Below are 15,262 nucleotides of genomic sequence, written 5' to 3' on the forward strand. Positions count from 1 at the left end.
TATTCTCTGCAAAAAATATACATTATAGGGGTAAACACTCATTTTGGGAGTATTATGGCATTTTTTCGTGCAATTTTGTACTATCTGTTCATTGCAGTAGGTCTATTCGTTGTCGGTATTCCGTTTATGTTTTACAAGGGGGTGCTTTGCAGGCGCTGGGCTGACAGTACCCGCGTGTGCATTCCGTTTTTCAAGGTGCTTTTCAAACTTTCGGGAATCAAGGTCGAAATTGTCGGCAAGGAGAATATCCCCGACCACAAGAAGTTTGTGCTCGTTGCCAATCACCAGAGCTTTTTGGACATCAATGTCATTTGGCCCTCGATTACCATGACCTCGTTTATCGCGAAGGCTGAACTCTGGAAGATTCCCGTGTTCGGTTGGGTCCTGACTAAAATCGGCTGCATTCCTGTTCACAGGAACCCGCGCAAGAATCTGGGCATGGGCGCCACCGTGAAAAAGCGTCTTGAAGACAACGTGACGATTTCGGTGTTCCCCGAAGGTCACCGCAGCAACGACGGACACATGCTTCCGTTCCAGAACGGCATTTTCCGTATGGCGAAAGAAAACGGATTCCCGCTATTGCCCGTAACGATCGTGGACAGCGGCAAGCGTCTTGCCAAGACCAAGTGGTCGCAGACTCCGGGTGTTGTCAAAGTCGTGGTGCATCCGTTGCAGACCCCTGAAATGTTTGTAGACAAGACTGTCGCCCAGTTGCGCGACGAAATTCACAATATGATATCATCGGCATTGCCTTATAGGCAGGAGGTTTAATATGGCACAGCAATTACCTAGTCAAGAACAGATTATCGCCATCCTCCGCGACGAACCTATGGTCGGAAGCCGCTTGCGTAGCGCACTTGGCCTCCCCAAGAAACAGAAAATGGCATTTAAACAGCTGCTCGCCGACATGGTGGAGCAGGGTCTTCTGAAGCGTACCAGTCACAAGGAATACCAGCTGGGTGACGGCGAAAGCGTTGAAGAAAAACGCGAGAAGCGCATCAAGAAAATTTCGGAACAGTACCCTGAAGACAATCGCCGTCCGGGCGCACGTAGCCGCCGTCAGACGGGCAAGGAAAACGAGACCCGCGTCAAGCGCGGTATTCTGCACCAGACCGGCGAAGAAGAATGGGAAGTCCATGAACTGGAAACCGGCAAGGTGTACGAAATGTGCCACCGCAGGCAGGCTCCGGGCAAGGAAGGCGAGACCATCAGCTTCACGCTGTATCCGCATCCGAAACTCAAGCATAGCTACTTGGCAAAGGTGGATCGCACTGCCGAAGCCATGAACATCAGCTGGGACGAAGTCAAGGTGAAGTTCATGGATGATGCCAATCTGCCCAAGGACTTCAGCCCCGCTATCAAGAAATATGTGGACGGCGTCAAGGAACCCTGCGGCAAGGATTTCAAGGGCCGCGTGGACTACAGACAACTTACGATTCTCTGTATCGACCCCGAAGGCGCCATGGATCATGACGACGCCATTAGCGTAGAACGCACCCCCAAGGGCGGCTACAAGCTAGGCGTGCACATTGCCGACGTGAGTTACTATGTACCCGAAGGTTCCGAGCTGGACGAAGAAGCTTTGGAACGCAGCTACACGCAGTATTTGCCGTGGACTGCAGTGCCCATGCTCCCGGAAAAGCTTTCTAGCAACGTGTGTAGTTTGCACCAGGGCGTGGACCGCTGCGCCTTTACCTGCATGATGGAACTGGACCGCCACGCCAATGTGCTCAGCTGGGATTTCCATCGCAGTATCGTGAAGATTACCAAGTCCATTACCTACGAACAGGCAATGGAAATGATGAAGAACGGCGACGACGATATCAAGGCTCTCGCCGAAGTGACTGCCCTTTTGAAAAAGAACCGCACCAAGGACGGCCTGCTGGAATTCCAGAGCACCGAATTCGGCTGCAAGTTCAACGAGAAGGGCGAACCCGAAAAGATTTATCCGCGTACTACCGACGAATCCAATTCGTGGGTGGAAGAATGCATGTTGATTGCCAACAACTGCTGCGCCAAGGAACTCAAAAAGCGCAAGCTGCAGGGCATTTACCGTATCCATGAAGCTCCGGACACCAAGGACATCATGGAACTGTACTACATGTATCCGGACCTGTTCAAGGATTCTCCGGTGATGCTGCGTGACCTGGGCAAACCCCGCAGTGGCGATACCAACCTGAACCCGACGGCATTCAAGCTGTACGAACATTTGGTGAAGCGCGCCGCTGGCGACGAGACTTTGACCAACCGCATTCTTCGCAGTATGCAGAAGGCCCATTACGACAGTAACAGCTTCGGTCACTTTGCCTTGAACTGGCAGGACTACGCTCACTTTACCAGCCCGATCCGCCGTTATGCGGACTTGTGGTGTCATCGTGAACTCGCTCGCAAGGGCAAGGAAATTACGGCTGAACGCAAGAACAGCGTCATTGAAGTTTGCGACTTGATTTCTGCAAACGAAGTCAAGAACCAGAAAACGGAACGCATCGCCATCAAGGTGTGCAGCTGCTGGATTTTGAAGAGCCACATTGGCGATGATTTCGAAGCGACAGTTTCGGGTATCGAAGAATGGGGCATCTATGTGTCTATCGCAGACCCTATCGCCGAAGGCCTCGTGCGCTTCCGCGATATTGCGGGCGAAGATTTCTACGTGTTCAATCCGGATCAAGGTCTCGCTTTCGGTAAGAAGAGCGGACGTACCTTCCGCCGCGGCGACAAGGTGCTGGTGCGCCTTTTGAGGGTGGACCCTCTGCGCGGTCAGGCGGACTTCAGCATTATCGAAAAGCTCTCTAGCGAACCGAAGAAGCGCCGCAGACAAGGCGAAGATAACGATTATCGCAACCGCGACGTTCGCGAACGCGCTGACCGCGCCGCCGCGGCGGAAGCCCTCGGTTACGTGAGCCAGCCCGATTTCGATGACGGCGACGACTTTGACGATGGTGTACCGGAATTCGTTTCCGCCCATAGCCACATGAACCGTGGCGGCCGAGATGCACGAGGCGGCCGCGGAAAATCTCGCGGCGGGCGCTTTGATTCTGACGCTCCGAGCTTTGAACGCACCGGCCGCGGTTCACGCAACCGCAGCGGTCGCGATTCGGACGACGGTTTCCATGTTGCAAGCAAGCCCCGTAAGGGAGGCTCCCGCAAGGGTGCCGGCCGTAGCAACAAAAGCCATGGCCGCGGTGGCAGAAGGTAAGTAGAGGTATTATGTCTAACGGCAAGGTTATACTTTATGCAAGTTATCAGACCGGGGAAAAACTTCCCGGGTATGTCCGCTTTGCGCTCAAGCACCTTGCCGAGACCGACTTCACCGTCGTGCTGCTCACCAATAAACGCCCCCTTTCGGCAGAGACCATGGCGTTTCTGGAAGATAACGGAATCAAGCTTTACCTGACCGAAAATCACGGATTCGATTTCGGCATGTGGCGCAGGTTCCTCAAGGATATCGCTAACGGGCATAACAATCTAATTGAATTCAACAGCATCTCTAGATTGTTGCTGACAAACGATTCCATCGTTTATTTCCAGAACAACTTTGCCGATTTTATCCGCCGCGCCGAAGCTAGTACGGCTGATGTGGTTTCCCTTACGCAAAACGATGAAGTTCGCCCCCATTTGCAGTCGTTCTTCTTGTACCTGAAGCAAGAAGCCTTAGGCGCCTTCTACTTGCATCTGCTTGAAACTCCCGAGCAGGAAACTTTCTACGATGTTGTGCACAAGCTGGAAATCGGGCTTGCCATCAAATTCGATGAAGCCGAAATCCAGACTGCATCGCTCTACAATACCCACTTGCGGACCATATTTGCCTATCCTGAACTCATTGCTCAAGGGGCTGGGTTTATTAAGCGCAAGCTGCTGCAACGTCGTTTTAATTTCGAAGAAAAAGTCCATTTCATTCGTCATGGAGCCTATAACGCCTTGAATGCCGATTATCACAAGATGATTGTAGATGCCGGCATCGCTCCCGACTTTAAAGAAGAATGGCTCCCGGGGCCCGTGGGCAATTCTGCAACTCAGGCCATAGACAAGCTTTGGCAAAAGACGTTCAATAAGGTCGGCTGGCCGCTACTCCGCACCGCCATCAAGACAAAATACAAGCTATTGCGAAAACCGCTGCACGGCGACGAATACAAGTAAATAAATTCAATTTTAAAGGGGAGCTTAATTATGAATATCAAGGTACTTCTTATCTTGGCAATTATTGCCGCAGCGGCGTACTACGTTGTTGCCGTTAAAAACATTAATCCTTTCTCCGATAAAATTAAAGACGATGTTCCTTTCCGTAAATTTGACGGAGAGGTTACGTCGATGAAAGATCTTGCAGGCGAAAACGGAACGTTGATTGTCCGCTTGAGTACATGGTGCCCGCATTGTCGCGAGCAGCTCGTCAATATTTACCCCTTAGACGAGGGCTTGAAGGAATTCAAGATTAATGTCGTCTTGATCGTGGGTGGACCCAATAACGATGAAATCCATGACTGGGCTTACCAGCATCAAGTTCCGTGGAACTGGAAAAAAGTGTATTGGCACGACGGGCTTACCGAGGGCTTGAAAATTAAAAAAGATGCGGTCCCTTACATCATTTTAAGAGACCGCAACGGAAAAATTGTTCACAACCAATCGGGTGTGCATTCCATAAATTCTTTAATGGATGTGACGGGTGCAATGCTTGAATCCTACGATGAATTCAAGGAAAAATTCAAAGAGCCCGTTCATCCGCTTTAAACTTAGCGGTTCGCTTCTTTTTCCAGGAACTGCTTGTTTTCGATGACCTTCTGCTTCTGCGGATTGTCAGGATATTCCGTCAGGCACTTGTCCAGCGGTGCGATGGCGTCTTGCAGCAGCTTTTTCTTCTTGGCCGCATCCTTTTGCTTTTGCGCCTTGGCGAATACCTGGCTCGTTGCCTTGCGTTGCTTGGTGCAGTAGGTATCCGCCAGTTTCTGGTATAGTTCGTTGGCTTCTTTGCGCAGTTTGCTGGCCTTGAGCTTGTTCAAGAGTTCCTTGGCTTCGCTGAACTTTTCTTTTTGCAGTAGGGAGTCTGCCTGGGCCAGCGCCTGGGCCGGGTCGTGGGATTCCCAGTATTTGGCGGCTTCGGCGTTAGTAGACTGCATCAGTTCGCGAATGTGGTCGATGAGTTCCTGCAAGTGGAGTACGTCTTCGAAGTCGCGGTAACGCATCTGCAAGGTGACCGCCTGCTTCTCGGCTTCGGCAAATTGCGCCTGGTTGTCGGCGAGAGCCTTCACCGCGGCATATTCCTTTTTGGCCTTGGCGAGTGTGTTCTTGTAGGCGATATCCTTCTGTGCCTTTGCCCATTGGGTAAGGGAGTCGCCCGGGGCGAGGGCTATCAGGCTGTCGGCTGTTTCGGCCACGAGACCGTAGTCGGAACTGGCGCGATTCATGTTCTGGATCTGGAATACCATGGGCTCGTAAGCCTTGGCCTTTTCGGCGCGGATTTTGCCGAATTCATTCAGCATGGAGTCGGCTTTGGATTCCCACTGGGCCCACAAGGGCTTGATGACGCGGAAACGTTCCAGGTAAGCGCTTGCAGAATCGGTATAACCCGCCTTGTGCAAGGTGTTGGCGTATTCGAAAATGTTCTGGACGATGGCCGGAATGGTGGTGTAGGGGTCTGCAACGGCAGCCTGCGTGACGGCGTCCGTATTAGACGTATTGGCTGGGTTGGCTGTCGGAATATTGTCGGGTGTATTCAGACGGTGGTTGTCCAGCGCCTGGGAGTTGAAGAAGACTTCCTGGTTCTCGCCGATTTGACCCGTTTCTGTGCCGGTTCCTGCTTGGGGCTGGGAAACGTCTGCGGCGTTTGCCGATTCAGGCTGGGGGTTGGTTTCGGGGGAGGGGGCGTTGCCGACGCATGCCGTCAGCGCGAATGCCATTGAACAAATAAAACTGGGGAGTATAGCCTTATTCAAGATCATGTTGCTAATATAGAAAGAAAGCAGACTGCTAAAACAGGGCCATTTTATGCGCAAAAGGCTGATTTTTGCTGAATTTCCTGTAGTTTTGTATAAAAAGATTTGCTTTTTCGCAAATAATCAATTAATTTAATGGATAAGAAAGAGAAAATATGAATTAAGGTGGGAGCAATGACTTTGCGTGAAAAATCCGACATTCCCGCGTCGGTAGTCGTGGAACTTTTGAATACGGCCAAGGTGGATCCGTTTGTGATTTTCGATGCGAAAACGCACGAAATCTATATGGTGAATCCATCTATCTCGCATTTCTGGAAACCGAAAAGGCCCTATGAAGAGGGAATCAAGTTCGAAGATTATTTCTTTCCTCCTAATGAAGCGGATACTTTGTTCATAGAAGAACTCCTTGAAAAAGGGGTGTCGATTATTCGTTGTCCGTATTCCGGAAAAGATCTAGTTGTAAATGCTTCCCGAATTTCTTGGCGTGGCAAACGTTCCATTTTCATGCGCGTCAACGATCATTCCGACCGTTTCTTTGACCCCCTGACAGGGCTCCCGAATTTGGAATATTGCCGCATCCGCGGAGAAAACTACATAGAAGAACTTGTAAATACAGGCGTTACCCCTGCAGTGGTTTTCTTCGACATCATCGGGATGAAGCTTTACAACAATGCCAACGGCTTTAGCAGCGGAAACGAATTCTTGATTCACTTTGCAGCCAAGCTTAAAAAGTTGTTCCCCAAGCACTTGGTATGCCGTGGCACGAATGACCATTTTGTAGTTGTAACCGATATTGCCGACCTAGATGAAAAGCTTGACAAGGTTCGAAAATACGTTAAAGGCACGGTCTCGAAAATTTCGATGGATCTTTACGCAGGCGTTTGCCAAGCTGATGAAGATGGCGATATTCTTGATGCAATCGAGAAAGCGAAACTCTCCTGCAACATTCAAAAGAAAAAAGGCGACAGCTTTATTCGGTATTACGACGAAGATCTGCACAGGACTCTCTTGCTGCAGAATTACGTGGTGAACCACATTGACGATGCCGTCGCGAATGGCTACATCAAGATTTATTACCAGCCGGTAGTCCGAACGATTACTGAGACATTCTGCGGAATGGAAGCGCTTGTCCGCTGGATCGATCCGGAATATGGCTTCTTGAACCCGGGCGTGTTTATCGGTGCGTTAGAGGAATCCAAGCAGATTCACAAGCTCGACAGTCAGGTGATAGAACTCGTCTGCAAGGAGTTGCGTGAACAACTGGACCAAGGACACCCTATTGTTCCCGTGTCGTTCAACCTTTCTCGTTTGGACTTTGTCGGTTGCGATATCTTTAACGTGGTTGAAGCGGCCCTTGCAAAATACAAGATCGACCGCAAATACATCCGCGTCGAAATTACGGAAAGTATCATGGCTTCGGATTCCTATGTCCAGAGTGAAATCCAACGATTCCGCTTGGTGGGTTACGAAGTCTGGATGGACGATTTTGGAAGTGGCTATTCTTCGTTGAATACTCTCAAGGATTATAAGTTCGACGAGTTGAAAATCGACATGGCTTTCCTTTCGAATTTTAACGAGGCCTCCCGAGTCATTATCAGTTCGACTGTCCGCATGGCCAAGAATCTTGGGCTGAAGACTTTGGCCGAAGGTGTCGAAACCAAGGAACAGATGGAATTCCTGAAGAGTATCGGTTGCGAAAAGATGCAAGGCTATTATTACGGAAAGCCGCAACCCTTCGAAGAAACCATGAAACATATGACGTCTTTGGGGCTTGTCACCGAAGACCGCGACATGCGAGTCGTGTATTCGAAACTGGGTAGCATTGACTATCTGGTCGAAAGTTCCAAGGCAATCCTCTCCAGCGAAAACGGAAAGTTTACCTTCCTGTTCATGAACAAACAGTTCGAAAAGCAGTTGTTGAGTGTCGGTTTCCCGAATATTGATGCTGTTGTCAAGTCTATCAACGATCCTGAAAATCCCGTGTACTATACGCTTCACGAAATGGAACGTGCTGCCTATAATGCACCGCAAGAAATTACGTACGCCTCGCACGGAACCTATGTTTATTTGAGTGGTGCCTTGGTTGCCGATATTAACGGCCGACACATTTACGACATGACGCTGCGCAATACGCATGTGAGCGCCTTCGACAGTTCTTCTATAAACAGTAAAGAAGCGCTTCCGTCCGAGGCGAAGACGATCTTGCTCGCCGATGCCAATCCGCAGGATAGGGCGTTCCTCGAAAGTATTTTGAGGGATGATTACAATGTGCTGATTGCCGAAGATGGCGAACGGGCGCTTGACTTACTGCGTGAATATGGACGCCATGTATCGCTCGCCTTGATTGGGGTTGACCTTCCGAAAAAAGACGGCTTCAAACTCATTCAAGAATTCCAGGCTGAACAGCGTAGCCTCCAGATTCCATTTGTCGTCATGACCGACAACATGGATCTTGCCAAAGAAAGTATCCGTGTGGGCGCCTCCCAGTTCCTCGTGACACCGATTAACGACAAGGACATGATCAAGGCGAAGGTTGACGGTTCCATCAAGAATGCGGAAACCCTTCGTCAGGTGTCGTTGAACTATATGGAATACGTTCCGGGCGGAGTCGTTCTGTTCAGCGTAAGGACAGGCGAAATCCTTTACGTGAATGCACGAGTGCTCGACATGTTCGAGTGTGCCAATACCGATGAATTCCGGAAACATGTGGGGAGATTCTTCAAGGACGCGATTCTCCCTGAAGATTACGGAAAGATAAACGCGGAAATCTCGGAACAGATTACGAGCAGAAGCACAGCGGCAAAGCAAGTGACCTTCCGTGCGAAGACGACCAGCGGAAATGTCAAGCGCATCTACCATGTGGGCAAAGTCTTCGGCAAAACTCCGTACGGAACCATCTTCTCGGCATTCATGTCAGAAGACGATGTGGCCATGAAGAGCTACTTCAAGCGAAAAGAGGCCTTTGCGCACTTTATGGCATCGGGCGAGGCAACGAACACCAAGTCTTACGACCCGGGTTATCGCGGATTCTTGTTCTGGAACCTGACGAAAAATTCTCCCGTGCTTCGCATGGGCGGAATCTCGTACATTCCCAAGGAACTCGAAGACAAGTACACCTACGAAATCCATTACAAGTACTTGAGTTCGCTGATGCAGCAAAGCAAAACCAATGTCATAAACGCATTGGATTACACCCGCGACAAGCTGATCCTCGATTACATGAACAAGTGTATGGTCCACTCGCTGGATATCAGCTACGATGTTTGCGGCTACAACTTTACCATCCGCTCCAGTTTCGACATGATGATGGACCCCGAATCCGGCGACATCATTCTTAAGCTCCAGAACGATAGTGTTGGGACTAGTAAGAAGTAATTCCACAATTGTCTTCCCGGGCCTCTGCCCGGAACCTCCTTTTAAGCAACAAAAAGACCCCGATGCATTTGCATCGAGGTTCTTTTGCAAGGGGAGATTCCCGGTCAAGCCGGGGCTGAATACTTTTATGCCTTAAGAATTACTTCTTGTAGCTATCAATCGCAGCTACATCCAGGCTCTTGACCAGGTTGTAGTGCTTGGCGACTTCGGCTTCGGCCATGTTCAGGTACACCTTCATGCTCTTTTCGAACAGTTCAGGAGACTTGGTGGCGTCGCGGAGGAGCAACTGGCTCATCACGCAGTTCGCGGCCATCTCGTAGAGGTGGCGGGCGCAGAGGTCGAGAAACTCGTTGTTCTCGGTAGCCTTCACATACTCAATCGCTTCGTTGTACTTGGCGTCCATTGCCTTCGCGCGGGCCTTGAGCGCTTCGTATTCCGCTGCCACTTCGCCGTTTTCCAGTTCTTCGAGAATCTGGCTGTAGGTGCCGGTGGTGATGTGCGGGAGAGCGGCCACGGTCTGCAACTGGGTCGTACCTTCGTAAATCGAAGTGATACGGGCGTCGCGGTACAGGCGCTGGCAAGCGTATTCGAGCATGTAGCCGGAACCGCCGTGCACCTGGATGCTGTCGTAGCTGTTCAGGTTGGCGTATTCGGAGTTCATGCCCTTGGCAAGCGGAGTGCATGCAGAGGCGAGCTTCGTGTAAAGCTTGAGTTCGGCCTTTTCTTCGTCGGTGAGCTTGCGTTCACGTTCGATGTCTTCGAGGCCCTTGTAGATATCCACGTAGCGGGATGTCTGGTAAAGGAGGGCGCGGCCGGCATCAAGGCGGGCCTTGATGTTGGAAAGCATTTCGTAGACAGCCGGGAAGTTGATGATGGCCTGGCCGAACTGCTTACGATCCTTGGCGTAGGCGAGGGCTTCGTTGTAGGCGGCCTGGCTAATGCCCACGGACTGTGCGGCAATGCCGAGACGGGCGCCGTTCATGAGGGCCATCACGTACTTGATCAGGCCGAACTTGCGGCGGCCGCAGAGTTCTGCCTTGGCGTTCTTGTAGACAAGTTCGCAAGTCGGGCTTCCGTGAATACCGAGCTTGTTTTCGATGCGGCGGACGTTCACGCCACCGTCACGCTTGTCGTAGATGAACATCGAAAGGCCGCGGGCGTCGTGCGTGCCTTCTTCGGAGCGGGCGAGCACCAGGTGAATGTCGGAGTCGCCGTTCGTGATGAAGCGCTTCACGCCGTTCAGGTACCAGCACTTGTCTTCTTCGCTGTAGGTGGCCTTGAGCATCACGCGCTGCAGGTCGGAACCGGCATCGGGTTCAGTCAAGTCCATCGACATCGTCTCGCCGGCGCAGACGCGCGGGATAAAGCGGGAACGCTGGTCATCGTCACCGAATTCGTACAGGGTTTCGATACAGTCCTGGAGGGACCAGATGTTCTCGAAACCGGCGTCGGCGGTAGCGATCATTTCGTTGATGGCGGTGTAGGCCGTAATCGGGAAGTTGAGGCCACCGTAGCGGCGCGGCATGGTCACGCCATTGAGGCCGGCCTTGCGGGTAGCTTCCAGGTTCTCATAGGTCTTGCTTGCGTAACGGACGCGGCCGTCTTCGCAGTGCGGGCCTTCGGCGTCAACATCTTCGGCATTCACGGCCACGGTGTTGGCGGTGATGTCGCCAGCGACATCGAGAACGCGGTTGTAGTTGTCCATAGCGTCGGCAAAATCTTCCGGCGCGTAGTCGAAGTTGTCCTTGTCAGCGTAGCCGTGCTCCTTGAGCTCGACAATGCGCTGCATCAGGGGACTACTTTCGAGGTTGAATTTAATCTCGGGATGATCTGTGTAGAAATTTGCCATAGCGCTTACTTGTTGTTTGCCTTGTAATACTTAATCATCTTGGGAATGACTTCTTCGACGGTGCCATTGATCACGTAGTCAGCGATAGCGTTGATCGGAGCATCCGGGTCGGAGTTCACGGAGATGATGATACCAGAATCCTGCATACCGGCGAGGTGCTGAATCTGACCGGAAATACCGCAGGCGATATAGACCTTCGGACGAACCGTCACGCCAGTCTGACCGATCTGACGGTCATGATCGGCATAGCCTGCGTCGATAGCGGCACGGCTTGCGCCCACTTCGGCGTGGAGTTCCTTGGCAAGTTCGAACAGCATGTCGAAGTTTTCCTTGGAGCCCATGCCGTAACCACCGGCTACCACGATCGGGGCGCCCTTGAGGTTGTGCTTGGCCTTTTCCACATGGCGTTCGAGCACCTTGACCACGTATTCCGTTTCCGGAACGTACTTGGCCACATCGTGCTTGATCACTTCGCCCTTGTAGTTCGGGTCGGCGATTTCCTTCTTCATCACGCCTTCGCGGACGGTTGCCATTTGCGGACGGTGTTCCGGGTTTACGATCGTTGCGACGATGTTACCGCCGAAAGCCGGACGGATCTGGCAGAGCTGATTTTCGTAAGCCTTCTTCACGCCACCGATGCTCATTTCGAAGCTGTCGATTTCGAGTTCGGTACAGTCGGCGGTAAGGCCGCTGTGCATGGCGCTAGAAATGCGCGGGCCGAGGTCACGGCCGATCACCGTTGCACCCAGCAGGCAGATCTGCGGCTGCTCTTCCTTGAAGAGGTTCACCACGAGGGATGCGTGCGGGTTGGTGGTGTAGGGGAACAGGCCTTCTGCGTCGAACACATGGACCTTGTCCACACCGTAGGGGAGAACCTGCTTTTCAATGCCATCAAGGCCCTTGCCTGCGCAAATGCACTCGAGCTGTACGCCGAGAGTATTGGCGAGCTTGCGACCCTTGGACAAAAGTTCGAGGGAAACGTCAGCGACGGTCGTGCCCTCAATTTCGCAATATACAAATACGTTATTCATAGGCTAGCCAATAATCTTCTCGTCTAAAAGTTCCTTGATAAGTCCTTCAACGTCGGCGTCGCTCGCGGTGAGCGTGCGGCTTTCCTTCGCCTTGAACACGATGTTCTTGACGGCCTTCACGTTCGTCGGAGAACCGGCCTTACCAATCTGAGTCGGGTCGGCGTCGATGTCGGCGGCGCCCCACTGCGGGATGTTGAGGTAGGGCTTCTTTGCGATGAGCGCTTCGTACTTTTCGGCTTCTTCCGGGGCGCGTTCGGCAACCACCGTGGCGTTCTTGTACTTCATGATGCGCTTGGCGTTGCGCGGGCGGCACGGAGCGGCACTGCCGTTCACGGTCACGACCAGCGGTAGCGGTGCTTCCACCGTTTCCACACCACCGTCGATGTGGCGGCGGATCACGACCTTCTTGGCCTTTTCGTCGAGGGAGAGAATTTCTTCGGCGTAGGTCACCTGCGTGAGGCCGAGCTTTTCGGCAATCTGCGGACCCACCTGGGCGGTATCGCCGTCGATAGCCTGGCGGCCACCGAGAATAATGTCATAGTCGCCGACCTTCTTCACGGCCTGGGCGAGGGTGTAACTCGTAGCGAGCGTGTCTGCACCACCGAGGGTACGGTCCGTAATCACATAACCGCAGTCGGCACCGCGGTAGAGAGCTTCGCGGATGACTTCGGCGGACTTCGGGAGACCCATGGTCAGCACGGAAATGGTGGAACCCGGAAACTGGTCCTTCAGGCGAAGGGCTTGCTCCAGGGCGTTCAAGTCTTCAGGGTTGAAGACTGCGGGCAAAGCGGCACGATTGATAGTACCCTGCGGCGTCATGGCGTCCGGGCCTACGTTTCGTGTGTCAGGTACTTGCTTAGCAAGCACAACGATTTTAAGACTCATATTTCTTTAACGGTTTAATTAGTGTTTAGTTTGAAACTCTGCTATTTTGCAAAATTCACGGGGTATAAAATAGTTTATTCCAAAGGGCAAAACCCGGCCCGATGAGCCGGAATCACCCTTTTCCGCGGTAAAATTTGCGTAAGAAAATTATGATAGAATTGTAAGAAATGAACGGCAGTGAATGGCAAATTGCCGGAAATCATTTCACCACTTCGACATACATGCCTTTGGGCAGGTCGGGGAGGGCGCCGGATGCCGTTCTCTTGCCTACGGGTTTGCCGAGCACGTTGAAGATTCGGCTTCCGGGTTTGCCATGTTTTGCCTTTTCGAAATTGGAAATGACGGTGGTCTTTTCGCCGATGGTGACCGTGATTTCGAAGGTGACTTGGTTGCTCCCATAAACCAGAGCCTGTCTTATGGTGTACGATTCTCCGGCCGTAACTTTATTCGGCATGTGCCCGATTTTGGTGGTCATGCTTGTGAGATCCGCATTAGAGAAGACGATGCTTGTTCCGTTCGGATCCCAGGCGACAATTTTTCCGTCAGCGTCAAACCAGTGCCCGGTGCCTTCGCCGGTGGTGCGGCTGTTGAGCGTGCCATCGGGCTCTACTCCGTAGAAAATGGCCTTGTCAGCAATTTCACTCTTGTTGATGCCTAAGGCTTTGGCAACGTCGCTGCCTTTCAAGTCTAGAGTCACGTAGCCGTAGTTGTTGTCAACAGGGAGGCTTGTTTCCAAGGCGATTTTTTGAATCTTGACTTCGACGGCGCTGCTGGAACTTGCCGGGGTGCTTGAAGAACTTGAAGGCGTTTCGGCGGCGGAGCAGTTTTCGCCGATGCAGAACGTAAGCGTTTCGCCGGGCGTTCCGATGTCAGTGATTTTGAGCCCCGTCTTGGTTCCGTTATACCAAGTGATGGTGGGGTAGGTAGCGTCTGAAAATTCTGGATAGGTGCCGTTCTTGAAGAAGGCGCTTGCTTGACTGCCGGGGCTTGGCCACTGGTCCTCATCGCCGTTGAGTGACGGTTCTGTGTGATTGGCTCGAACGATTCTCAATCCGAGCTTGTCCGAAGCGGTGTTGTCGCCTATGGAAAAGTCGTAATGTTGCATCAAGAGCCCGCTTCCGGCGAGGACCTTGTCGCGGCCCGTATTGCGTACGTAGGACCATACCAATCCTTCTTGATTGGGCCTTGCGGGATTCTTGTAGCGGTAGCAGACTTCGCCTGGCTTGGTAATCTCGAGGGGCGTTACGTTATTTACGTCGTCACTGGTGATGTCTACAAACGGAATCCAGCCCTGGTCGGCGCGGAAAAAGTCATTGATGGCTACAGGGTTCAAGTCGTTTGCGCGGTTGCCCATGGTACAGTAGTCTCCGTACCAGTAAAGATCCGGCCAGCCGAAAATCATGTGGCCGCTTTCATGCACAAAGACATATATCGAGAATTTGCCGGGCATGTCAGTCATCTGGTGGTGCGAGAGCTTTACACCGTCGCGTTTTTCACTGGACCATCCCGAGTGAGGCCATAGCCCTTTTCCCCAAGTTTTACCGGCGCCGGCATAGACGATGTTGATGGCTTCGGTGGTGCCGTCCTTGTCGTTGTCGTAGCGTGAAAAATCCACCTGAGAATCGAAGTGCTCGAATACTTCTTTCAAGAGAATTTCGGAGCCTTTGTAATCATCTCCGTTTGTGATTCTATCAGGGCTTTCGTACCATGACTTGGGGTATTTTGCGCGGTACCAGCCAAATACTTCATTGGTGAGGTCCAGCTGCCCATTGGAAACATCCAGGTAGTAATCACGCACGGAACCGTTACAACCATCCCTGTTGAAGCCTTCCTTGTTCAACCAGTCTTCTACTTCGCTCACGGTAACAGGCGCTGGTTGGTCTGAAAAGTCGACAAGGAGCGTAAGGCTGTAGATTTTGCCCTTGGGTGCGGCATAATGGCTCTGCGTCGTGGTGGCCGTCGCTTTCATGAGGGCGCGAGATGGAGTGACGTTATTGTTGAATCTAGGCATGGCTTCTTCGGGCCAAGCGGCAACCCTTTTTCCTTGCCACACGATGTCGGCAAAGGCCATTGTGGGTAACATGGACAGTAAAAGGCAAAAAGGAAGAAATCTGTTTTTCATAAAAAACATCCTAGATTAACACCACTTTGTAAAATACATTAATTTGAAAAGAGTGTCGTATTGTATGGAAAAA

The 15,262-nt window shown here is 51.9% G+C and carries 10 protein-coding genes; 5 read left to right on the forward strand and 5 right to left on the reverse strand.

Annotated features, from left to right (window positions below; all coding sequences use genetic code 11):
- Positions 1-54: 54 nt before the first annotated feature.
- From ACJMNB_RS00315 to ACJMNB_RS00330, 4 genes are read left to right on the forward strand one after another with little or no spacing between them, the layout of a single operon-like run.
- Positions 55-771 carry a lysophospholipid acyltransferase family protein gene (locus tag ACJMNB_RS00315; RefSeq protein ID WP_405337647.1) on the forward strand — a complete coding sequence of 239 codons (717 nt, stop codon included), beginning with the start codon at positions 55-57 and terminating at the stop codon, positions 769-771.
- A 1-nt stretch (position 772) separates the two neighbouring features.
- Complete coding sequence (locus ACJMNB_RS00320; protein ID WP_405337650.1) at positions 773-3,196, forward strand: ribonuclease R family protein; 2,424 nt, start codon at positions 773-775, stop codon at positions 3,194-3,196.
- An 11-nt stretch (positions 3,197-3,207) separates the two neighbouring features.
- Positions 3,208-4,137: a hypothetical protein gene (locus ACJMNB_RS00325; RefSeq protein ID WP_405337653.1), complete on the forward strand. Its 930-nt coding sequence runs from the start codon at positions 3,208-3,210 to the stop codon at positions 4,135-4,137.
- A gap of 30 nt (positions 4,138-4,167) precedes the next feature.
- A complete protein-coding gene (locus ACJMNB_RS00330; RefSeq protein WP_405337656.1) occupies positions 4,168-4,725 on the forward strand; it encodes a TlpA family protein disulfide reductase in 558 nt (185 codons plus the stop codon).
- Between the two features lie 2 nt (positions 4,726-4,727).
- Here ACJMNB_RS00330 and ACJMNB_RS00335 read toward each other — a convergent pair whose 3' ends face one another.
- Positions 4,728-5,933, reverse strand: a complete 1,206-nt coding sequence (locus ACJMNB_RS00335; RefSeq protein ID WP_405337659.1) for a hypothetical protein — start codon at positions 5,931-5,933, stop codon at positions 4,728-4,730.
- A 168-nt stretch (positions 5,934-6,101) separates the two neighbouring features.
- Here ACJMNB_RS00335 and ACJMNB_RS00340 point away from each other — a divergent pair, with 168 nt between their 5' ends.
- Positions 6,102-9,302, forward strand: coding sequence for an EAL domain-containing protein (locus tag ACJMNB_RS00340; RefSeq protein WP_405337662.1), 3,201 nt, complete (start codon positions 6,102-6,104; stop codon positions 9,300-9,302).
- A 139-nt stretch (positions 9,303-9,441) separates the two neighbouring features.
- Here ACJMNB_RS00340 and ACJMNB_RS00345 read toward each other — a convergent pair whose 3' ends face one another.
- From ACJMNB_RS00345 to ACJMNB_RS00360, 4 genes are all read right to left on the reverse strand, one after another.
- Entirely contained in the window at positions 9,442-11,151 is a 1,710-nt protein-coding gene (locus ACJMNB_RS00345; RefSeq protein WP_405337665.1) for an acyl-CoA dehydrogenase family protein, read from the reverse strand.
- Between the two features lie 5 nt (positions 11,152-11,156).
- Positions 11,157-12,182 carry an electron transfer flavoprotein subunit alpha/FixB family protein gene (locus ACJMNB_RS00350; protein WP_290952234.1) on the reverse strand — a complete coding sequence of 342 codons (1,026 nt, stop codon included), beginning with the start codon at positions 12,180-12,182 and terminating at the stop codon, positions 11,157-11,159.
- 3 nt (positions 12,183-12,185) lie between these two features.
- Positions 12,186-13,067 (reverse strand): electron transfer flavoprotein subunit beta/FixA family protein, encoded by an 882-nt coding sequence (locus tag ACJMNB_RS00355; protein WP_405337669.1) that lies wholly within the window; start codon positions 13,065-13,067, stop codon positions 12,186-12,188.
- 199 nt (positions 13,068-13,266) lie between these two features.
- Entirely contained in the window at positions 13,267-15,150 is a 1,884-nt protein-coding gene (locus tag ACJMNB_RS00360; protein ID WP_405337672.1) for a M6 family metalloprotease domain-containing protein, read from the reverse strand.
- Between the last annotated feature and the right edge of the window lie 112 nt (positions 15,151-15,262).

The organism is Fibrobacter sp., from assembly GCF_045131395.1.
Classification (GTDB): Bacteria; Fibrobacterota; Fibrobacteria; order Fibrobacterales; family Fibrobacteraceae; genus Fibrobacter.

Coding starts and splice junctions, on each gene's coding strand:
- ACJMNB_RS00335 (WP_405337659.1), bottom strand. CDS start 5,933: ATGATCTTGAATAAGGCTATACTCCCCAGTTTTATTTGTTCAATGGCA.
- ACJMNB_RS00355 (WP_405337669.1), bottom strand. CDS start 13,067: ATGAGTCTTAAAATCGTTGTGCTTGCTAAGCAAGTACCTGACACACGA.
- ACJMNB_RS00350 (WP_290952234.1), bottom strand. CDS start 12,182: ATGAATAACGTATTTGTATATTGCGAAATTGAGGGCACGACCGTCGCT.
- ACJMNB_RS00345 (WP_405337665.1), bottom strand. CDS start 11,151: ATGGCAAATTTCTACACAGATCATCCCGAGATTAAATTCAACCTCGAA.
- ACJMNB_RS00315 (WP_405337647.1), top strand. CDS start 55: ATGGCATTTTTTCGTGCAATTTTGTACTATCTGTTCATTGCAGTAGGT.
- ACJMNB_RS00330 (WP_405337656.1), top strand. CDS start 4,168: ATGAATATCAAGGTACTTCTTATCTTGGCAATTATTGCCGCAGCGGCG.
- ACJMNB_RS00360 (WP_405337672.1), bottom strand. CDS start 15,150: ATGTTACCCACAATGGCCTTTGCCGACATCGTGTGGCAAGGAAAAAGG.
- ACJMNB_RS00325 (WP_405337653.1), top strand. CDS start 3,208: ATGTCTAACGGCAAGGTTATACTTTATGCAAGTTATCAGACCGGGGAA.
- ACJMNB_RS00320 (WP_405337650.1), top strand. CDS start 773: ATGGCACAGCAATTACCTAGTCAAGAACAGATTATCGCCATCCTCCGC.
- ACJMNB_RS00340 (WP_405337662.1), top strand. CDS start 6,102: ATGACTTTGCGTGAAAAATCCGACATTCCCGCGTCGGTAGTCGTGGAA.